Consider the following 20383-nt stretch of genomic DNA (forward strand, 5'->3'; position numbering starts at 1 on the left):
CTATGTTCTATGACATAAGGAAGTCTGTGAAGAGCACCTATACATCAACCGAGACTAATATTAGTGAAACATTTTATAATCCTATTTTAGCGGAAAGTATTGCTTATGACCGGGTTAGCGGTTACTTCTCGTCGAAAGGGTTGGCCCAATATGCGGTGGGGTTAGATCAGCTGGCTGATAATGGGGGGCGTGCGCGTTTCATTATTTCTGCGGATATTTCAGAGGACGATTTTAATTCGATACAGAAAGGTTATCGTCTAAAATCAGAGCGAGAACGACTTAGTGAGAATGACGAAGTACGCTTAGGAAATCTGGCTTATATGATTGCACAAGGACACGTTGAAATTAAATTTGGTTTAATGCAGAATGGACTTTTTCATTCTAAATGGGGATTATTTCAGGATGAAGCCGGAGAACAAATCTATTTTAATGGATCAAATAATGAAACGCAGAATGCCATGGAAAATAATTATGAAAGTTTTGATGTCGATGTTTCTTGGGATGAAAGTCAGAATGTCAGGAGTCGTATTGCAGCAAAACAGAAGGCATTTGAAGAATTATGGATGAATAGAACCAATGGTGTCGAAGTTCGGGAGGCGACAAACATCGTTTACAAAGAAATAAAAAACTATGATCAGCATAAAATTCAGCGTCCAGTAGTGACCACTGACGGGTCTATTATTTTGGAAATGAGCGAAGACAAGGAGAGCTTCGTACTAAAAGACTATTCTCATCAGGATGTTTTAAAGAATTCCATGGTTCGGCGTAAAGCTGAAGTTTACCAGGATCCGGATAAAGGTTACCCGTTTTTAGCTAAAACGTTTAATTATCGGGAGCTTGACAAAGGAATTCGTAAAATTCAACGGGGAATTAGCCGAGTTAGCGATGTTCCGTTAGTAATATCTGATGAAGTAAAAGATTATCTTTCGCGCGAACGTTATTCAATTGAGGAGTATAGAAAGGCAGGATTGACGGCTAAGAATAATGACGAGCGCTGGCGTGACGATTATCTTCAGTTCCAGAAAGTTGTTTCACAAGAGGTGTCGCGGCCGTTGAAGGATTTACAAATGAAGTCGGCATTTTATATGTATAATCAGAAAAGAGCCGCTAATTTTTCAGTACCAGGCTCGGGTAAAACGACGATGTTATTAGGTGTTTTTGCTTTTTTGAATCAAGGAAGTAATCCGAAAGTTGACCGAATATTAGTCGTTAGTCCTATTAATGCCTTTACGTCATGGCGTGATGAGTTTGAGACGGTTTTCAATGGAAAGAAGAAGTTAGTTTCGTTTGGAGCACAAGACAGTGATGCGTCACCTCTGAGATTGAAAGCAAAGTGGTATGATGCAAACTTGGTTTTAATTAATTATGAGTCGTTACCAAAGTATGGGGATGCGCTAGCTGAGTTACTGAAGCAAGATGGAAAGAAGACAATGTTAGTCTTTGATGAGGTCCATCGTATCAAAGGAATTGGCTCTGTGCGCGCTCAACAAGCTTTGGAACTGACGGATTTTGTTGATTACAAATATGTTTTGACGGGGACCCCGATTCCCAATGGCTATCAAGACTCGTGGAACTTTTTACACTTGTTGTTCGGCAATGAATACAGTACCTATTTTAATTTTTCTAAACCAATGCTAAGCAATCCTAGCAAATTTGATATTCAAGAAATCAATAAAAAACTGTTTCCTTTCTTTTGGCGAACGAGTAAGGATGATTTGGGCGTGCCGCCGGCTAATCAGGATTCAATTATCGAAGTTGCGCCTTCACCGGAACAATTAAAGGCAGCTGATTTTATTTACACACATGAAAAAAGTCAATTAGCGGTTTTGATTCGGCTATTGCAATTATCGACGAACCCCCAATTGTTAACGAAGGCTATTTCGTATGCGGATTTAGGGTTCTCTGATGAAGATGTGCCTGGTGAGGATAATTATGAGCAGGCAAGCTCAGAGTTATCCTATAAGATTAAGCAGGAAATCCAACGGTCACAACTAACAGAGCTAGCAGATTTGAATATTGATAAAATCAAGTCGCCAAAATTTGACGCAGGCATTAAGTTGGTTAAAGATTTAGTGCAAAATAATAAACGGGTTGTTGTGTGGGGACTATTCGTTGATACATTGAACAAGATTTCTGAAACATTAGAACAAGCCGGAATTAAGACGGCGTTAGTTTATGGGGCGACACCTAAAGATGAACGTGAACGTCTTCTTGCTGATTTTAAGAAGGAGGACAGTTCTATCCAAGTGTTAGTGTCCAATCCTAATACTCTTGGAGAGTCAGTATCGTTGCATAAGGTTGTTCATGATGCGGTTTACTTTGAGTATAATTATAATTTGACGTTTATGTTGCAATCACGGGACAGAATCCATCGATTGGGATTAAAACCTGAAGATCAGACGAATTATTACTACTTGATGACAGTCTCAAATAATCCATATCATAACTTTATTGACAAGAAAGTTTATGAGGCATTAGGAGATAAAGAAAAGCGAATGAAGAATGCTATCGATAAGCAGGTTCTGGTCCCAGAATTCTCTGATGATGCGTTTGATGAAATGAAGAAAATTATTGATGATGAGAAACCTTAATTAATTGAAAGTTCTGTCTAGAAGATTGATGTTTTCTAGATAGAACTTTTGTTTGATGAAGAATACATGGAAGTGATTAAGTAGCATTTTTAGGACTGTATTAGCGAAAATGATTATAGTATTGAATTAAGGATACACAGTATTCTGTATTTTTTAGAACCTGCTTTTCCCAAAAATGTAGAGGTAACCAACCGGCTTCACGAAGTTGTAAATCATCTCGTTTATCGCGGGCCATATTCTCTTCAATTTTTTTGATCCAATACTCACGATTACGTTTAAGCCGTTGCTTTCGGTTAGGCCAGTCCTGCCCATGCCAAAATTCGCCATCAACGAAGATTGCGATTTTACTTTTAGTAATGGCAATGTCTGGTGATCCCGGTAGGCTTTTATCATTTCGATGATATCGGATGCCATGGTGCCAAAGCGTTTTTGCTAAGAGCGTTTCTGCCCTACCACCTTTCAGATGGACATGAGCCATTCGTTTTGAAGTGGTCGCAGGTGTATTGGCAAATTTGGGATGTTTCATGGTTATCAGTCCAATTTTTAGTTGATCTTTTGATGAATATTAGTTACACTACTAATAGTATCATTTTTGTAATTTCATAATACTGAATAGACTTTATGGAAGAGAAGAAAGAGTAGACCTTATTAAGTGATACTTATAATAATTTTATGACGTTTGTATGCGAAGGGAATGACAGAATCCATGAAGAAACGTGTAGCCGAATTATTTGCCGGCGTTGGAGGATTTAGAGTTGGTTTAGACGCTCTAGATTCTGGTTGGGATTTTGTTTATGCTAACCAGTGGGAACCTGGAAAGAAACGTCAATACGCTTTTGACTGTTATGCAAAGCATTTTGGCAATGATGAAGAACTATCGAATGAAGATATTAACCAGGTGGATAAGACAACGATTCCAGATATGGAACTTTTGGTGGGGGGATTTCCTTGCCAAGATTATTCAGTAGCCCACTCTGGTGCTCAAGGAATTCAAGGTAAAAAGGGTGTTTTATGGTGGGATATTCGAGATACGATTGAAGCTAAAATGCCGGCGTTTGTTTTATTAGAAAATGTTGATCGATTGTTATCGTCGCCAGGGAAAGCCAATCGTGGGCGCGACTTTGGGATGATTTTATTTACGTTACATCAATTAGGGTATGGAGCACAATGGCGAGTCATTAATGCTGCTGAGTACGGATTCCCACAGCGTCGTCGTCGGGTTTTCATTTTTGCTTATCGTAAAGATACAAGTTATTTCAAGACGCTGGATAATTCCGTTAATTTAAAGGACGCTTTGATTAATCACAGTGTTTACAACGAGGCACTGCCGATTGAACGTAACCTGCATTTGGAAAAGGAAACGCGCTTAGATGGGTATGTTGATATTGTGGACTTCTCTAACACTTTTTCTTTTCACTTCGAAAATACTGGAATTATGCACGACTGGGATATCTTTACTGGTAAATATACACCTAAGTATGATGGTAAACATGTGACCCTAAATGATATTGTTTTAGACCATGTTGATGATGATTCACTTTACATTGATAATACTCCCGGACGACGTGAGAAGTTCGAATATTTGAAGGGAGCCAAAAAAGAAAAGCGAACGACTTCTGATGGCTTCGAGTATTTCTATGCAGAGGGAGGCATGGCTTTCCCTGATCCGTTAGATCGACCGGGACGAACCATGCTGACGTCAGAGCATTCGGTTAATCGAAGTACACATGTTATTGCAGATAAAGAAACGGGTAAATTGCGGATCCTAGCACCTATTGAATGTGAACGTCTACAAACTTTTCCCGATAATTGGACAGAGGGAATGCCAAAGAGCATGCGGTATTTCGTTATGGGGAATGCACTAGTATGTGGTTTGATTGGGAAAATTGGTCAAGGAATTGATAAAATCATTGCCAATGAGGATGATATCGAACCCCTCAAGCCGCAGGTCGTTAATAAAATAAAGCATTAGTTAAGGTATGGCAGTCTGGGAAAACTAGGCTGCTTTTTACTTTCCATGAGACCAAAATGAGAAAATTCACCCCACAATACAAGCGTTCCGGTATCGAATAGCGTATAATGGATTTATTCTAATAGTATTTTAACCATATGGAGGGGAATTCATGACTGAACCAAAGCACTTTTATCAGACATTCCAACCAACGCACTATAACGTCTTCATCGATATTAACCGCGCAACGAAACAAATTAGCGGGACATCTACCATTACTGGGGATGCCAAAGAAGCGACGATTTCTGTGCATGAAAAATACATGACGATCTCATCCGTTAAAGCTGACGGTGCCGACGTACCGTTTACGCTGGATGATAAAGCCGAAGGGATTCACATCGACTTGGGTCATACCGGCAAGACCACCGTTGAGATTGCCTACACGGCACCCTTGACTGACAGCATGATGGGCATTTACCCGTCCTACTACGAAGTCGATGGGGTCAAGAAGCAAATCATCGGGACCCAATTTGAAACGACGGCAGCCCGGCAAGCCTTCCCCTGTGTCGACGAACCGGAAGCCAAGGCCACTTTTGACCTGGCCATCAAGTACGACGAACAACCTGGTGAAACGATTTTGAGCAACATGCCCGAAATCAAGACTGAAAACGGCGTGCACTATTTCGATACCACCAAGAAGATGTCATCTTACCTGATTGCCTTTGCCTTCGGGGACTTACAAAAGAAGCTGACCACCACTAAGAGTGGCGTTCAGGTCGGCGTATTCGCCACTAAGGCCCACCAACCTAAGGAACTCGACTTCGCGTTGGACATTGCCAAGCGCTCCATCGAATTCTACGAAGACTTCTACCAGACGCCTTACCCACTCCCACACTCCTGGCAACTGGCACTGCCAGACTTCTCTGCCGGTGCGATGGAGAACTGGGGCTTGGTCACTTACCGGGAAGCTTACTTACTCCTGGATGAGGACAACACGGCCTTAGACATGAAGCAACGGGTCGCTACGGTCATTGCCCACGAACTGGCGCACCAATGGTTCGGGGACTTAGTCACCATGAAGTGGTGGGACGACCTCTGGTTGAACGAAAGTTTCGCCAACATGATGGAATACGTAGCCATCGACGCCATCGAACCCGATTGGCACATCTGGGAGACCTTCCAGTCCTCTGACGTCTCAATGGCGTTACAACGGGACGCTACGGACGGGGTTCAATCCGTTCACGTTCAAGTTGAAGATCCAGCCGAAATCGATGCCATCTTCGACAGCGCCATCGTTTACGCCAAGGGTGCGCGGATGTTAGTCATGGCCCGGGCCTTAGTTGGTGACGACGCCTTACGTCAAGGGTTGAAGGCCTACTTCGAAGCCCACCAGTACAACAACGCCAAGGGGGCCGACTTATGGGCTGCCTTGGGTGACGCTTCTGGTAAGGACGTGGGGACCATCATGAACTCCTGGTTGGAACAACCGGGATATCCCGTAGTTTCCGCCAGCGTGGTTGATGGCCAGCTGACGTTGACGCAAAAGCAATTCTTCGTGGGTGAAGGTCAGGACCAAGGTCGTCTCTGGCAGATTCCGTTGAACAGCAACTACGATGCAGCGCCCGCCATTTTCAAGGACACGACGGTCACCTTAGGGGACTACGATACCTTGCGACAGGCAGCGGGCGAACCGTTTCGCGTGAATGTGGGGAACAACTCGCACTTTATCGTGAAGTACGACCAAACGCTGTTGAACGACATTCTCGACCACGTGGATGACTTGGATCCAATCAGTCAGTTACAGCTGTTACAAGACCTCCGCTTATTAGCCGATGGTCGGCAGATCAGTTACGCTGACGTGGTGCCATTGTTACCACGCTTTGCCAACAGCCACTCCACGCTGGTTGCCGTTGCCCTTTACCGGATTGCGGGGAACTTACGGAAGTTCGTGACGCCAGATTCCGCTGAGGAAAAGACGTTGCGCGCTTTCTACGACCAATTGAGCGCGGCTCAAGTGACCCGGTTAGGCTGGACCGCCCAAGCTGGCGAGTCCATGGACGACACCTTGACGCGGCCGTACATCCTGAGCGCGGCACTCTACGCACAAAATGCGCAGGCTATGGCCGACGCCCACCAGTTGTTTGAAGCAAACCAGGCGAACTTAGCCGGTCTATCCGCCGACGTCCGGGTCTTCGTTTTACGGAACGAAGTCAAGAACTACGGGAGTGCGGACCTGTTCAACCAGCTGTTAGACGCTTACCGGCAATCCGCCGATGCCAGCTACAAGGCGGACATCGCGGCAGCCATTACCAGCACCACGGACAGTGCCTTGATTGCTAAGCTGATTGAAGCCTTCGAAGACGCGGACACGGTTAAGCCCCAAGACTTACGGGCTTGGTACCGCGGCGTCTTAAGCAACGATGCTGGGGAACAAGCGGCCTGGGATTGGTTACGGAACGACTGGGACTGGCTGGAAAAGACGGTTGGTGGCGACATGGAATTCACCACTTACATTACGGTCACGACCGGCGTCTTCCACACGCCAGAACGCTTTGCTGAATTCAAGGCCTTCTTCGAGCCAAAGATCAACACGCCAGGTTTGACGCGTGAAATCAAGATGGACACCAAGGTGATCGACAGCCGGGTAGCCCTGATTGAAGCTGAAAAGGACGCCGTGAACGCAGCGGTGGCAAAAGTCACGAAGTAGATGAAATGAATTTGACGAAACGTGTGCCTTTAGGGGTGCACGTTTTTTTGTCATTTTTTACCGGTCAGGGGTTGCCTTAGACTCGCTCTAAGCTCGTACACTACGACTTGTACCTTAACTTAAAGGAGATCTTGAAATGAGCAAAGTAGTTGCGATTATGACCAACGATGTTGAAGATATCGAATACACGTCCCCTCACGACGCTATCGTGGGTGCCGGCCACACGGTCGACTTGGTGGAAGATACGGCGAACAAGTCCCTGCTGGGCAAGCACGGGACTAAGTACACCACCGACAAGGGGATTAATGACGTTTCGGCGGACGATTATGACGCCTTGTTGATTCCCGGTGGCTTCTCACCGGATCAGCTGCGGGCCGATGACCGGTACGTGAACCTGGTCAAGACCTTCCTGCTGGCTGACAAGCCGGTCTTTGCCATTTGCCACGGCCCACAATTGTTCATTCAAACGGGTCTGGTCAAGGGACGGACGTTGACCGCCTACACCACGGTGCGGCCAGACTTGTACTACGCAGGGGGCATCGTCAAGGATCAGGCCGTCGTGGTTGATCGGCACCTGGTGACTAGCCGGACGCCCGATGACTTGGACGACTTCAATCGTGAGATCTTGGCCCAATTAGCTTAAATCAAGTATAAAAAACGCCGGAGCATTATGCTTCGGCGTTTTTGGCGACATAGGGTGTTGGGGCGCAGGTCGTCATATCGGTTAAACGCTCACCATCGAGGGTGGCGTGACGTTTCGTTTCTAGGCAGGCTTCCGTGTGACGTAGATCGTTGATTTGTGCTTCCAAACGGTGCTTCGCCGCGTCTAACAGGTCGAGGTAGCCGGCCTGGGTCAGGTCACCAGTGATGATCTGATTGATTTCTTTAAGCGAGAGTCCCGCTTGCCGGTAGCATTGAATCCAGCGTAGCCGGTTGAGAGCGTCCTGATCGAATTCCCGAACGCCATTGGTATTGCGGGGAATGGTGAGGAGTCCCTTCTTTTCGTAAAAACGAATCGTGTAGGCACTAACGCCCGATGCGCTTGCGGCGGCTTTGATTTGCATGAAATGACCTCCTAACTTGACTGGTCGATACAGCTTATAAGTTTACGTTAATTGACGGCGAAAAGTCAACGGCCGCGGGTGGTTGCGGGTATGTCTAAATTTATAAGTTGCCTGGTTTGGTGGTACCGGATGGGTTTGCTAAACTAAAAACAATCATAGATTAGGGGATGACATCTTGCGGGAACGATTGCGACAGATTGGCAGCCAAGAACGGCACACGTATCGGGGAACCTTCGTCCGTTGTGGGTATAAGTGTTACGGGGAGCACTATCACCCAACCTTGTTGTTAAAGGATATTCGGGACGCCGCCCACCAACTTGTCACGGATCACCTCTGGTTCAATTACACGCTGGGCTTTTTACGGCTAGGGGAACTGCTTAAAGGCGATGAGGTCAACTTTATGGCTCGCGTGGCCACTTACGAAAAGGGACTTTGGATGCAACGGCAACAAGACGTGCATCTGTGTCGGCCGACCCGGGTCCAGCGGGTGGTCCCGAACGTGGAGCGGGCGAGTCTGCCGGTAGATGATCATCCAGCGCTTATCGGGTACATCATGTGTGCCAACGAGACCTTCTACAAGACCAACGGCCGGCCGTTCGTGTCCTTTTACGTGCAGGCCTTCCATCAGTGGCAACGTTAGAAATCGGTGGGGCAAGTCTGAGGGGACTAGACGTCACCGCCAGGAGTATGGTAGGTTGAAGGCAATGAAAGGGGGAGTGGTTGATGAATCGGTGGTTAAAAGTGAGTTTGTTGCTAGTCTTGAGCCTGTTACTGGGGCTTGGTGGGTGTGCCGCTGAGCAGACTGCTCCTCCCGCCCCCAAGCCCACGGTAAACCGAGCTCTGTACGGCCAACATGTCACCTTGACCGGGACTAGTAACACGCAGGACCTGGGCGGGATTCGGACGAAGAGCGGGCAAACCCTGAAGGCTCACCGATTGCTTCGGTCGGATCAATTGTCAGAGCTGACCCAGGCAGACAGACGCCGGCTGACCCAGAAGTATCAGGTCCGGGCGATTGCGGACTTGCGGTCGACGGCTGAGATTAAAGACAATCCGGATGTGCCCATCCCGCACGTTGCCTACCATCAAGATAGCGTGGTGACGGATAATTATAACGTGCGAACGACGCAGCAATTCTACCAGGGATTGGTGACCGATCGGGTGGCCTTACGGGGCTACTCGGCGTTCTTCGACCAACTGTTACAGCGTAAGACTGGGGCGACCGTCTTCCACTGCACTTACGGCAAGGACCGTACCGGCGTTGGTGCGGTGCTGGTCCTCTCGGCCTTGGGGGTCAGCCGGAAGACCATCCTGCAGAACTACCTGTATTCGAACCAGAACTTAGCGCAAGATGCCCACATTCAATTCAAGGGACAAGCTAACTTTGCTGGAAAATCTCGACGACGGGTCCACCATATCCGGCGCGTCAAGCGAGCTAACCTGGAAGCCGTGTACCAGCGAATCAATGCGCGGTATGGCTCCATGACCAACTTTTTGCGGCGCCTGGGGCTTACCCCGGCCAAGCAGAAGCAATTGCAACGGTTGTATTTAACCCAATAGCCCCAAGTTACCGGTTGCCCCTCAGGGGTGGCCGGTTTAATAATCTGCGGTGCAAGGGGAGAGATTGTGCTGTTTAGCACAAAAAAAGTTGCGGGTCACTAGGGGAGAATCAGGGGTGTTGAAAATTTACATTTTCTGTATAAAAGGGAGTTCTTGGAAACAAAACGATTATATTTATACAGGTTCGTGTAAATAGGTGAATGACAGCCACGTCTAAGGCGCTTACGCGAAAAACTTTCACAATAGAAATTGCATATACAGGTTTGCAATTTGTATATTTTCTGGCATAATAGCAGACAAGGACCCAACACGTTGGGTTTATTTTGAACGTCAGTATGTAAGCGCTTTATAAAAACAGTCAATCATTTAAGCGCTTGTGAATTTATTTTGAGAAGGTCCCGTTAGTCTTTCATCGGAATTCTATCGATGAAACTCACGGGAAATTGACCATTGACGCCTTTGATTTGAGCCTGAGAACACGAAAGGAAATCCATGATGAAAACGCTCGCCGCAGCAGATTCTGCACACCCTGACCCAGCTAGTACGCCCCATTCGAAGGGACTGGGGCTGACCGCCTTAGTCTCAACCGTCATTACCTCTTGTGTGGGTGGGGGGATTTTCGCCCTAGCTTCCGACCTTGCCATCGCGGCGTCGCCCGGACCAGCCCTGATTGCCTGGGGCCTGGTAGGGTTTGGGACATTAATGTTGGCTCTTTCCCTGAATAATCTGGTCCTGAAGCGTCCTGATCTGGAAGGCATCTTTTCGTACGCCGAAGAAGGGTTCGGCAAGTATGCCGGCTTCATCAGTGGTTGGGGCTATTGGATCTCCGCTTGGATGGGGACCGTGGCCTTTGCGACCGTGATGATGAACGCCATGGGGTACTTCTTCCCCATCTTCAACGGGACCAACAAGCTTCCCTCGGTGCTCTTCGCTAGCGTGGTGCTCTGGCTGCTCACGTTGCTGGTCAACCACGGAATCGAGAGTGCTGCGGCCCTTAACTCGCTGATTACGATTTGCAAGCTGGTCCCGCTCTTCGCCTTCATCGTGATTGCGATTCTCCTGTTCAAGGGGCAAGTCTTTACAGCCCATTTCTGGTATAACGTGGGAACCAATATGACGGGGTCCGGATCGATCGCCGCGCAGATCAAGCGGTGCTTTATCATCATGATGTGGGTCTTCGTGGGCATCGAAGGGGCGACCATGTTATCGTCCCGGGCCAAGCAGAAGTCCGATGCCGGGAAAGCCACTTTGATTGGGCTCTTCTGCATCCTGGCCATTTACATGCTGGCTTCGATCTTGCCATACGGTTATTTGAGCCGTAACGCCCTGGCTTCAATCCAACAACCGGGAATGGTCTACGTCTTCCGGGAAATGGTGGGACCTTGGGGTGGCGCGTTGATTAGCGGTGGGCTGATTATTTCCACGCTGGGGTCGTGGTTATCGTGGACCATGTTGCCGGCCGAGACCACCCGGCTGATGGCCAACCAGCACCTGTTACCCCGAGCGTTTGGTAAGGCTAACCGCTACGGGACGGCGACGTTCTCGTTAGTCCTGAGTAGCGTGTTGATCCAGTTCTTCCTGTTGTCCCTGCTGGTGACCGACCGCGCCTACCAGATTGCCTACTCCATGTGCACGGTGGCGGTCACCATCTGCTACATCCTAGTGGCAGCCTACCAGGTCAAGTATGCGGTCCAGCATTTAAAGGAAAAGGGCAGCTATTGGCAACTAGCCGTGGGGATTCTCGCGTTAACGTTTGAAAGCACGGCCATTTACTTTTCCGGGGTCAAGTACCTGATCCTCTGCTCGATTGCGTATATCCCCGGGACCATCCTGTACCTGATGGCGCGGCGCGAAGCCGGAGCTCAGGTCTACTTGTCGCACAAGGAATGGTTCTCCATGTCCGCCATCATGACCTGTGCGCTACTAGCCATCGTCTTTGTCTTGATGGGCCGGCTAGTCATCTAGCTAAAAAGTTTTAACTCAAAAAGGCCGTCACAAATTCTGTGGCGGCCTTTATTGGTGTCAGATTAGTCGTTTAAGTTATAACGGAGCTTCATGTGCTCGGAGCCCATGATGACCATGTCACCCAGTAACTTGGTCTGACGCTTGAAGGATTCATTCGCCAGTTTTTCGTTGGCTGCTTGGAGGTAAGCCGTCACATCAGATTGATCGGCGATGGCAGCGTCCGTATCGTTTTGGATCTTCCGGTAAGCGCCCATGGCTTCTAAGGCGAAGGTGTTCCGCAGATCAACGTACAGGTCGTAGTCGGTATCCCCTAAGAGGGCGGTGGTGCAGCTCAACCAGTACATGTGGTTTATGTTGAACTCACCATCGGCGTCCTTGTAGACGGCCGGCGTATCGTTGACGTTCGCGTAGAACGGAACCACCGTGTTGAAGGTGTTGGCCCCAAAGGCCATCCAGTGAATCCCGGCGATTTCTTGTGGCACGTCATTACGAATCTGCAAGATGTGCACGTCGTGGTTCCGGTTGATACCGATTGGCCGGAAGAGGGTCTTGTCGGCTTCGGAGCCGTTACCGTAAACGTCGTACTTGGTGTTTTCGAAGTGAGAACTCAGGACAAACTTGACGTCTTCGATGGAAATCTTGCGGTTCGCGTGGCAGATGAACGGCAGGTCTTGTTCCATCGGATTGTGTTCGATCTCTGGGTTGAAGTATTTCTGACCGAACCATGCCCGGGGGTTGTTGTAGACCGTGTCCTTAATGGAGGCACTCCCGAAGATGTGGCGCAGGTTAACGCGGTCGAAGTCGGGGTTCAAGTGGTAGGTGGCGATGAGGTCTTCTAAGTCGGCAGAACTCAACGTGTCATCGGCGTTAAAGTCGAAGTCGTCGATGTTCATCCGGTTAGGTGCAACCACGTAGGCGTCATCCGGAATCCGCTTAGCGGCCCAGTGGTGGCCCCCGATGGTTTCTAACCACCAGATTTCGTTGTTATCGGAAAAGGCGATGCCGTTAGGTTCGTAAGTTCCGAATTCTTCCAGCAGGGCGCCTAAGCGTTCGACCCCTTCCTTAGCACTGTGAATGTATGGCAGAACCAGGGTAACCAAGTCTTCTTCACCAATACCACCGTCAACATAAGGGTCAATGCCTAAGACCCGGGAATTAGTGGTGATGGTTTCGGTAGCGGACATCGCAATGTTTTCACTGTTGATGCCGGCTGCGGGCCAGATGCCGTTAGTCAGGATCGAGTTAGGAATGGACGTGTAACGTAGAGGATTGTTCGGTAATTTGATTTGAACTTTACTGATAACCGATTGGTAATTCCGTGGTTGGTCTTCGGGGTTAACTACCACGAAGCGTTCTGGGTCGAGGGCTTCGTGCCCGTCGTCGTTCCGCGAAATGATCGTGGAGCCGTCGATGGAGGCCTTTTTACCCACTAAAATCGTGGTACATGAACCTTTAATTCTTTTCGTCATAGAATACGACACTCCTTTATTAAGTTAACTCGTATTATACCATTATCGGGGGTGGGGGATGAAGCCATCTGATAGGATGAAGGCCACAGCCTAGCCGTTGGTAAGGGGCCCTCTCGGCTCATGGAACACGGGACTGGCCATTTGTGCTTGGAAACGGTTCGACCCACTGAAATGGAACTCGGTCCTAACTAAAGGTTTCGTGAATTGGGACTGGGGGAGTCTTCGGGGACGTTTCCATTCTCGGGAATGTAGTCGATCGAATCCACAATTCGTTTTGGAATGGGAATTTGTGGGTCAACGTGCGGATTGTTTAAGTGAATAAGATTATACGATTTCCGGTATTCACTGGGGGACAGCCCCGTGGATTTTTTAAAGCGCCGCATGAAAACCTTAGAGTCGTTAAAGTAGGAAGCAGCCGCAATTTGTTTGACGGACATTTCCGTTCTGATGAGGAGTAGGGTAGCCACTTCAATTTTGATGTGGTTTAGGTATTGAAGCGTCGTCATCCCGGTACACTTCTTGAATAGCCTGGTCAGATAGTCGACGTTCAGGTGCATATTATCGGCAATTTCAGCTACGGTTAGCGTACTCGACATATTAGCCCGGATCCATTCCTTCATATCGTTGATTTTCACACGGTCACTTTGAACGTCAAAATGGTTGAAATAAGATTTATAGAGCTGAATCAATAGCGCGGATACCAAATAGTCGCGTTCCTCGATGGAAGAAAGCTCGTTATGAATCGATAGAATTTGATGAATCAGGATTGTTGCACTTTCGTAATCGGGTAGCTTGAAATGCAGGGGAAGGGAAAGCCGATGTTTTGAATTCTTATTCGTTTTAATTTCCGAAAACATGGCATTCTCATCAGCTTCGAAGGTCGTTTCTTTATGTTGTGAAAAGAAATGAAGCCAGTAAAAATCGACGGGGGTATCAGAATCTTGATAACCGGTCATTGGGGTAAATGGGGGGATTAGTACGATTTCGTTAGGGGATACCGTTATCTTTTGGTCATCGATTTGAAGATAAATGGGCCCCTTTAGACAGAGGATTAATTCGTAGTCCCCCTTATGGTACATGGGGCGATGGCACCAGGCCCCTTGAGCTGAGAATTCGCCGCCCTTGTAATAAAGTAGCGGTTTTTCAACTGAGAAAGTTGTAAAGAGCATCACTTGTGCCTCCAATCTAAAGTCGGAAATGGTCACTAATCATACGGGAATACGCATTTAATTAAAAATCGGAAATAGTCACTAAATATACGATAATTGATAAATTAACGCTTGATAACTAATACACAACTAAATCAGCAAATGACAATTAGTCGGATATAAACACTTCTTTTGTTATTATAGACCTTTTATATGTGTTTGGAAACGCTTACTATTAAATTGTAAATATGAGAGTCGTCATTGAGTTCGTGGGGAAATTGTAATGGCCGACACGCGTGTTCGTATCATGATTTACAAATTTGTCATTTATTTTAAGGATTCGAAGAAAGGTGAGCCTAAGATGAACGTATTTGGAAAGTTATTTGCGAGTCAATCGATTATATCGTGGATTCTCCAAATTATTTTTATTGGGTTAGCGTGGAAAGTCGCTGATCATACCATTCCGAATAATTTAATTACGATTATCGGTGGGACAGTCCTGATGCTCCTAATCTATGTCAGCTTGGCTCGCGATAGTCAAAAGAAAATCTCGGATAAATGATGAGTATCTTAGTCATGTTTTTTTGGACCATGTGACCTAAATTGGAGGATTTAAACATGAATTCGAATAATACGGATCAAAATGTGGCGGCTGCGCAAGCTATGCTGGCCAGCGATAAGCTGCCATTTCATAGAAAATTAACGTACGGCTTTACGGATATGGCCGGGAACCTGCTCTATACGCTGATTGGTTCCTATATGTTGTACTTCTTCACTAACGTCTTTGGCTTAGCCGTGGGGACCGCCGGGGTGCTGTTACTCTTAGGGCGGTTTATCGATGCGCTGGGGGCGCCCATCATGGGGGTCCTAGTTGACCACACCCATAGTAAATACGGGAAGAATCGACCGTGGTTCCTGTGGATGGCGCTACCGTTTACCATCTCAGTCTGGTTGCTGTTTACCACACCAGCTCTGGGGAGCACGGCAAAAATTATTTATGCTGGTGCCATGTACATCGTTGCGGAATTAACTTACACGGCTTTATCGACCCCAATTACCTCCGTTTTACCCAATCTTTCAGCGAATTCGGATGAACGGACTTCGGCTAATTCGATTCGGATGGTCTTGGGAAACGTGGGGAATTTCTTTGCGGTCACGTTCGTGATGCCACTGGCTTCGTTCCTGGGTAACGGGAATGAGCGGCGCGGTTGGTCGTTAGCCGTTGGATTATATGCGGTGATTGCCTTTATTGTCCTCATGATTGCCTTCTTCGATATGCGGGAAAAGAACATCGGAGAAGAAAAGATCATTACGATTCGAGAAAGTGTCAAAGCCACCAAGAACAACTGGCCATGGGTCCTCATCGTGCTGGCTAATCTGCTTTTGTGGACGGCCTACTCAGCACGGAATGCGGCCTTACCCTACTACTTCCAATATAATTTAGATAATAAGAGCTTGATTTCAATTTTTAACGGGTTTTCTATCATTCAGATTATTGGGATGGCCGCCGTTCCGTTTGTAGTTAAGTACTTACATAAGTGGGGGACCACGATTTTAATGTTAGCCATGACTATGGTGGGACAAGTCTGGATCGGCTTTGCGGGAACTAACGTGACCTCGGCCTTAGTTGGCTGGTGCTTAGCCTGCATCGGTTCTGGTTCGGCCATGACCATGTTCTTCTCCATGGTTGGGGATACCGTTGACTTTGGTGAATGGAAAAACGGCATTCGGGCCAACGGTTTCTTAACGGCGATGGGCGCGTCATTCTGTATCCAGATGGGGTCCGGGATTGGCTCCTTCATCGCAGCCAGAATCTTAGCGGCATTTGGCTTTACGGCAGCGAAAGCCGTTCAGACGGCCGAAAGTTTATCCGCCATTAGCTTCACGTTCATCTGGGTACCCGTGATCATTTACGCGTTGAGTGCCGTCTGCATGGTGTTCTACCGTAAGTGGGAAAAGCATGAACCAATCGTGACCGAAGAATTAGCTGAACGGCGGGCCCAGGAAGAAGCTACAACGGAACACTAGTCGGCTAGGATGGCCGTGAGCTGGTGATTGAATGAGATGTTTGGCAACGCTGATTGACAGCAAGAAAGGAAGACATAGAGGATGCAAATGACGGAAGATAAGCTCCAACTCAAACATGTTGAGATTACATCGGACTTCTGGCAACGCTATCGGGAACTAGTGGTGAAGGAAGTGCTCCCGTATCAGTGGCAGGTCATGAATGATGAAGCGGACATTTCAATTTCAGAGGATCCGCAAAATAATGGGCAAGATAAGAACAGTCATGCCGTAGCGAATTTAAAGATTGCGGCTGGCCAGCAAACGGGGCACCACTACGGATTCCCGTTTCAAGATACGGATGTTTATAAATGGCTTGAAGCAGCGGCTTATTCATTTAATTATCATCCGGATGCCGATTTACGCAAGATTACGGATAACTTAATTGACCTGATTGCGGATGCTCAGGAAGATGACGGTTACTTATCGACTTACTTTCAGATTGATGCGCCAGAGCGGAAGTTTAAGCGGCTCCAACAATCGCATGAGTTATACACGATGGGGCACTACATTGAGGCGGGCGTGGCTTACTATCAAGCAACCCATAATGAGAAGGCTTTGGACATTGCCAAGCGGATGGCCGACTGCATTAACCGTAACTTTGGCTTAGGCGATGGTCAGATTCCGGGATTCGACGGTCACCCAGAAATTGAACTCGCTTTAGCGCGCCTGTATGAGGTCACGCAAAACGACACGTATTTAAAACTGGCCCACTATTTCTTGACCCAACGTGGTCAGGACCCAGACTTTTTTGATAAGCAGCTTGCGGTAGATGGCCGTTCGACCGACCGGGATATTATTCAAGGCATGCAAGAGCCCGACTTAACGTACTTCTTGGCGGCAGAACCAATCAAAGACCAACAAGTTCCCCAAGGGCATGCGGTACGGGTGGTCTACCTGTGTACGGGGATGGCCTACGTGGCCCGTTATACGCACGATCAAGACCTTTTGGACGCTTGTCACCGATTTTGGAATGATCTGGTGAAGCGCCAGATGTACATTACGGGAAACATTGGGTCGACGACCACCGGTGAGGCGTTAACCTACGACTATGATTTACCCAATGACACCATGTATGGTGAAACTTGTGCATCCGTGGGGATGGCGTTCTTTGCGCGGCAGATGCTGAATCTAGATGCTAAGGGCGAATATGCAGATGTTCTGGAAAAGGAGCTCTTTAATGGCGCCCTTAGTGGGATGTCCTTGGACGGTAAGCACTTCTTCTATGTAAATCCGTTGGAAGCTGATCCGGTTGCCAGCAAGCTGAATCCGGGTAAATCGCACGTCTTAACGCACCGTGCGGATTGGTTTGGCTGTGCTTGTTGTCCAGCTAATCTGGCTCGGCTGATCACGTCGGTGGACCATTATTTGTACACGGTTAAAGACCGTACAATTTTATCCCACCAATTTATCGCGAACCGGGCGACGTTGGCCAACGGTATTCAGATTGAACAGATGAATAACTTCCCTTGGGAAGGCGATATTCAGTACACGGTTCACAATCCACAGCAAGAAGCGTTTAGATTAGGCTTGCGAATCCCAGCTTGGTCACCTAAGTTCCAACTGACGGTCAACGGTCACGCTGATACAGCTAAGGTTCAGAATGGTTTTGTCTATTTGGACATCGCTGAGGCAACTACGACGATCACGCTGAGCCTGGATATGGCGGTTAAGTTTATGCGGGCCAATAATCGGGTGAACGCTGATTTCGGTAAAGTAGCTGTTCAACGGGGGCCAATTGTCTATGCCGCTGAAGCCGTAGATAATCAGCAATCGTTAGGCCAGTATCAAGTATCTCCTGGTGATACCACCCATTACCAGTTCGACCAACAATTGTTGAACGGGGTAGGTGTCGTGACGGTTGATGCGCACCGAGCAGTGACGGATGATACGACTCAAGCTCTGTATACCGACCAGGACAGTAACCAAGAGACAGCGTCGTTAACGTTGATTCCATACTATGCATGGGCCAATCGCGATGAGGGGCAAATGCGGGTTTGGCTGAATCGGCAATTTCAGTAAATCGTTATGAGGGCTACCCGAATGGGGGTGGCCCTTTTTGGTCGAACAGGTTACTTGGCCCCCCTAACCCTTATCAGGTAAACTAGTCTTAGATCGAACGTAGGTACTAGTAAAGGAGATAAAAATGGGAAAGAAAATTGTGATTGTTGGTGGTGTGGCCGGAGGTGCTTCCGTGGCGGCTCGCGCACGACGCCTGGATGAGCAGGCCCAGATCACCATTTACGAAAAAGGACCGGACGTGGGCTTCTCGAACTGTTCGTTGCCCTATTACCTCTCCCGGACGGTCGCTTCGGCGCCGGAGTTGGTCATGATGACCCCTAAGCGGTTCAAAGCGCAATATAACGTGGATGCCGTGGTCAACCATGAAGTCGTTGCGATTGACGCGGTCGCGCGTACCGTTAAGGTCAAAAACTGCCAGACCGGCGACTTGACCACCGACCACTATGATGAGCTGTTCTTGGCCCCCGGGACGGTGGCCAATCGTCCGCGCCAAATTGCGGGCATCAACGGCGACCAGGTCTTCACGATGCGCAACGTCACCGACGTAGTGGCGTTAGATGACTACCTGCACGACCACCAAGCGACTCACGTGGCGGTAATCGGCGGTGGGTTCATCGGTATCGAGACCGCGGAGAACTTGACGCGGGCGGGGTACCGGGTGACCCTGATCGAGCAACGGGCGCAGGTTCTGCCAACCCTAGACGATGAACTGGTTCAGATTATCCATAAGCACCTGCGCGACCACCACGTGCAGCTCTTACTTGGGCAACAGGTCACAGAAATCTCAAAGTCAGCGGTGACCTTGGCGACCGGGAAGACCGTGCCCGCGACCGCAGTGGTCGTGGCCGCTGGTGGGACGCCGGCCGTACAATTAGCCGTTGAGGCCGGCGTGACCTTAGGCGCTACGGGGGCCATCCAGGTCGATCAGCAGTACCGCACCAATCTGCCGCACGTCTACGCGGTGGGGGATGCCATCGAGGTGCCGGATGCGTTGACCCGCCAAGCCAGACAACTAGGATTGGCCTGGCCGGCTCAGATGGAAGCCCGCCGTGCCGTCGACCACGTGTATGGGCGAACAACGCGTAACCGGGGGTTCTATGGTGCCCAGTGTCTACCGGTCTTCGAGCTGAACGTGGCGACGGTCGGCTATACGGAGGCGGCTAGTCGAGCCCAGGGCTGGTCCGTTAAGAGTGCGCTGGTGATCCCAGAAGATAAGGTGGGGTTGATGCCCGATGCCCACCCCATTTATTTAAAGGTCGTCTTTGATGCCCTGACCGGTGAGATCTTCGGTGCCCAAGCCGTGGGTCAGGGGGATGTCGATAAGCAGGTCGACATCGTGGCCACGGTGATGCAACAACACGGGACCGTTGAGGACTTGGGCGACTTGGAGCTGTGTTACCAACCCGAGTTCAGTACCACCAAGAACGCGGTGAACTTTGCGGGCTTGGTCGCCACTAACCTCTTAAATGGGGAGTATCGGCAGGTCCCCGTCACTGCCGTCCGTGACTTGGTCGCTCAGGGAGCCGACATTATTGACGTCCGGGAACCTGATGAATACGCGCGGGGCCACGTGGTTACGGCCCGTAACATCCCCTTGAGTCAGTTCCGGCAACGCTTAGGGGAAATCGCCCATGATCACCCGGTTTATCTCCACTGTGCTTCGGGGAAGCGTAGTTATAACGTGACGCGAGCCTGGGAGAACTTGGGGTATACCAACGTGGTCAACGTCTCCGGGTCGTTTAACGCTCTATGCGAGTACGAGTACTTCCGCGACGTGACGGAGCAGCGTAAGCCCATCGTTACGGCGTACAGCTTCAACTTATAGCGGTAAAAAAATGATGA

Annotated in this window: 15 protein-coding genes; 11 read left to right on the forward strand and 4 right to left on the reverse strand. The window is 48.7% G+C overall.

The window, feature by feature from the left end:
• Window positions 1-2 precede the first annotated feature (2 nt).
• A complete protein-coding gene (locus tag RIN67_RS04070; RefSeq protein ID WP_264999102.1) occupies window positions 3-2591 on the forward strand; it encodes an SNF2-related protein in 2589 nt (862 codons plus the stop codon).
• A 100-nt stretch (window positions 2592-2691) separates the two neighbouring features.
• On the opposite strand, the gene RIN67_RS04075 is transcribed toward RIN67_RS04070, so the two are convergent.
• Window positions 2692-3117: a very short patch repair endonuclease gene (locus RIN67_RS04075; protein ID WP_264999103.1), complete on the reverse strand. Its 426-nt coding sequence runs from the start codon at window positions 3115-3117 to the stop codon at window positions 2692-2694.
• Between the two features lie 180 nt (window positions 3118-3297).
• Between RIN67_RS04075 and dcm the strand changes: the two genes are divergently transcribed.
• The 3 genes from dcm to RIN67_RS04090 all read left to right on the forward strand — a co-directional run bounded on the left by dcm (window position 3298) and on the right by RIN67_RS04090 (window position 7892).
• Window positions 3298-4563 (forward strand): DNA (cytosine-5-)-methyltransferase, encoded by a 1266-nt coding sequence (gene dcm, locus RIN67_RS04080; protein WP_264999104.1) that lies wholly within the window; start codon window positions 3298-3300, stop codon window positions 4561-4563.
• Between the two features lie 151 nt (window positions 4564-4714).
• Complete coding sequence (locus RIN67_RS04085) at window positions 4715-7249, forward strand: M1 family metallopeptidase (RefSeq protein WP_264999105.1); 2535 nt, start codon at window positions 4715-4717, stop codon at window positions 7247-7249.
• 136 nt (window positions 7250-7385) lie between these two features.
• Complete coding sequence (locus tag RIN67_RS04090) at window positions 7386-7892, forward strand: type 1 glutamine amidotransferase domain-containing protein (protein ID WP_264999106.1); 507 nt, start codon at window positions 7386-7388, stop codon at window positions 7890-7892.
• A 25-nt stretch (window positions 7893-7917) separates the two neighbouring features.
• Here RIN67_RS04090 and RIN67_RS04095 read toward each other — a convergent pair whose 3' ends face one another.
• Window positions 7918-8313 carry a MerR family transcriptional regulator gene (locus RIN67_RS04095; RefSeq protein WP_264999107.1) on the reverse strand — a complete coding sequence of 132 codons (396 nt, stop codon included), beginning with the start codon at window positions 8311-8313 and terminating at the stop codon, window positions 7918-7920.
• A 175-nt stretch (window positions 8314-8488) separates the two neighbouring features.
• Between RIN67_RS04095 and RIN67_RS04100 the strand changes: the two genes are divergently transcribed.
• The 3 genes from RIN67_RS04100 to arcD all read left to right on the forward strand — a co-directional run bounded on the left by RIN67_RS04100 (window position 8489) and on the right by arcD (window position 11838).
• Complete coding sequence (locus tag RIN67_RS04100; protein WP_264999108.1) at window positions 8489-8953, forward strand: hypothetical protein; 465 nt, start codon at window positions 8489-8491, stop codon at window positions 8951-8953.
• Between the two features lie 83 nt (window positions 8954-9036).
• Window positions 9037-9873, forward strand: a complete 837-nt coding sequence (locus tag RIN67_RS04105) for a tyrosine-protein phosphatase (protein WP_264999109.1) — start codon at window positions 9037-9039, stop codon at window positions 9871-9873.
• Window positions 9874-10368: 495 nt separating this feature from the next.
• Window positions 10369-11838 carry an arginine-ornithine antiporter gene (gene arcD / locus RIN67_RS04110; RefSeq protein ID WP_390894560.1) on the forward strand — a complete coding sequence of 490 codons (1470 nt, stop codon included), beginning with the start codon at window positions 10369-10371 and terminating at the stop codon, window positions 11836-11838.
• A gap of 62 nt (window positions 11839-11900) precedes the next feature.
• Here arcD and RIN67_RS04115 read toward each other — a convergent pair whose 3' ends face one another.
• Both RIN67_RS04115 and RIN67_RS04120 read right to left on the reverse strand, forming a co-directional pair.
• Window positions 11901-13307 carry a C69 family dipeptidase gene (locus tag RIN67_RS04115; protein ID WP_264999111.1) on the reverse strand — a complete coding sequence of 469 codons (1407 nt, stop codon included), beginning with the start codon at window positions 13305-13307 and terminating at the stop codon, window positions 11901-11903.
• A gap of 188 nt (window positions 13308-13495) precedes the next feature.
• On the reverse strand, window positions 13496-14476 hold the full coding sequence (locus RIN67_RS04120; RefSeq protein ID WP_264999112.1) for an AraC family transcriptional regulator: 981 nt from the start codon (window positions 14474-14476) through the stop codon (window positions 13496-13498).
• Window positions 14477-14816: 340 nt separating this feature from the next.
• Here RIN67_RS04120 and RIN67_RS04125 point away from each other — a divergent pair, with 340 nt between their 5' ends.
• From RIN67_RS04125 to RIN67_RS04140, 4 genes are all read left to right on the forward strand, one after another.
• On the forward strand, window positions 14817-15017 hold the full coding sequence (locus RIN67_RS04125) for a hypothetical protein (RefSeq protein WP_024746816.1): 201 nt from the start codon (window positions 14817-14819) through the stop codon (window positions 15015-15017).
• Window positions 15018-15073: 56 nt separating this feature from the next.
• Window positions 15074-16483, forward strand: coding sequence for an MFS transporter (locus RIN67_RS04130; RefSeq protein ID WP_264999113.1), 1410 nt, complete (start codon window positions 15074-15076; stop codon window positions 16481-16483).
• 81 nt (window positions 16484-16564) lie between these two features.
• Entirely contained in the window at window positions 16565-18541 is a 1977-nt protein-coding gene (locus RIN67_RS04135; RefSeq protein ID WP_264999114.1) for a glycoside hydrolase family 127 protein, read from the forward strand.
• Between the two features lie 124 nt (window positions 18542-18665).
• Complete coding sequence (locus RIN67_RS04140; protein WP_264999115.1) at window positions 18666-20366, forward strand: FAD-dependent oxidoreductase; 1701 nt, start codon at window positions 18666-18668, stop codon at window positions 20364-20366.
• Window positions 20367-20383 lie beyond the last annotated feature (17 nt).

It is taken from the genome of Levilactobacillus namurensis, from assembly GCF_032197885.1.
Lineage (GTDB): Bacteria > Bacillota > Bacilli > Lactobacillales > Lactobacillaceae > Levilactobacillus > Levilactobacillus namurensis_A.

Bases quoted from the DNA above. Each gene is read 5' to 3' on its own strand.
- RIN67_RS04070 (WP_264999102.1), top strand. From the start codon at position 3: ATGTTCTATGACATAAGGAAGTCTGTGAAGAGCACCTATACATCAACC.
- RIN67_RS04075 (WP_264999103.1), bottom strand. From the start codon at position 3,117: ATGAAACATCCCAAATTTGCCAATACACCTGCGACCACTTCAAAACGA.
- dcm (WP_264999104.1), top strand. From the start codon at position 3,298: ATGAAGAAACGTGTAGCCGAATTATTTGCCGGCGTTGGAGGATTTAGA.
- RIN67_RS04085 (WP_264999105.1), top strand. From the start codon at position 4,715: ATGACTGAACCAAAGCACTTTTATCAGACATTCCAACCAACGCACTAT.
- RIN67_RS04090 (WP_264999106.1), top strand. From the start codon at position 7,386: ATGAGCAAAGTAGTTGCGATTATGACCAACGATGTTGAAGATATCGAA.
- RIN67_RS04095 (WP_264999107.1), bottom strand. From the start codon at position 8,313: ATGCAAATCAAAGCCGCCGCAAGCGCATCGGGCGTTAGTGCCTACACG.
- RIN67_RS04105 (WP_264999109.1), top strand. From the start codon at position 9,037: ATGAATCGGTGGTTAAAAGTGAGTTTGTTGCTAGTCTTGAGCCTGTTA.
- arcD (WP_390894560.1), top strand. From the start codon at position 10,369: ATGAAAACGCTCGCCGCAGCAGATTCTGCACACCCTGACCCAGCTAGT.
- RIN67_RS04115 (WP_264999111.1), bottom strand. From the start codon at position 13,307: ATGACGAAAAGAATTAAAGGTTCATGTACCACGATTTTAGTGGGTAAA.
- RIN67_RS04120 (WP_264999112.1), bottom strand. From the start codon at position 14,476: ATGCTCTTTACAACTTTCTCAGTTGAAAAACCGCTACTTTATTACAAG.
- RIN67_RS04125 (WP_024746816.1), top strand. From the start codon at position 14,817: ATGAACGTATTTGGAAAGTTATTTGCGAGTCAATCGATTATATCGTGG.
- RIN67_RS04130 (WP_264999113.1), top strand. From the start codon at position 15,074: ATGAATTCGAATAATACGGATCAAAATGTGGCGGCTGCGCAAGCTATG.
- RIN67_RS04135 (WP_264999114.1), top strand. From the start codon at position 16,565: ATGCAAATGACGGAAGATAAGCTCCAACTCAAACATGTTGAGATTACA.
- RIN67_RS04140 (WP_264999115.1), top strand. From the start codon at position 18,666: ATGGGAAAGAAAATTGTGATTGTTGGTGGTGTGGCCGGAGGTGCTTCC.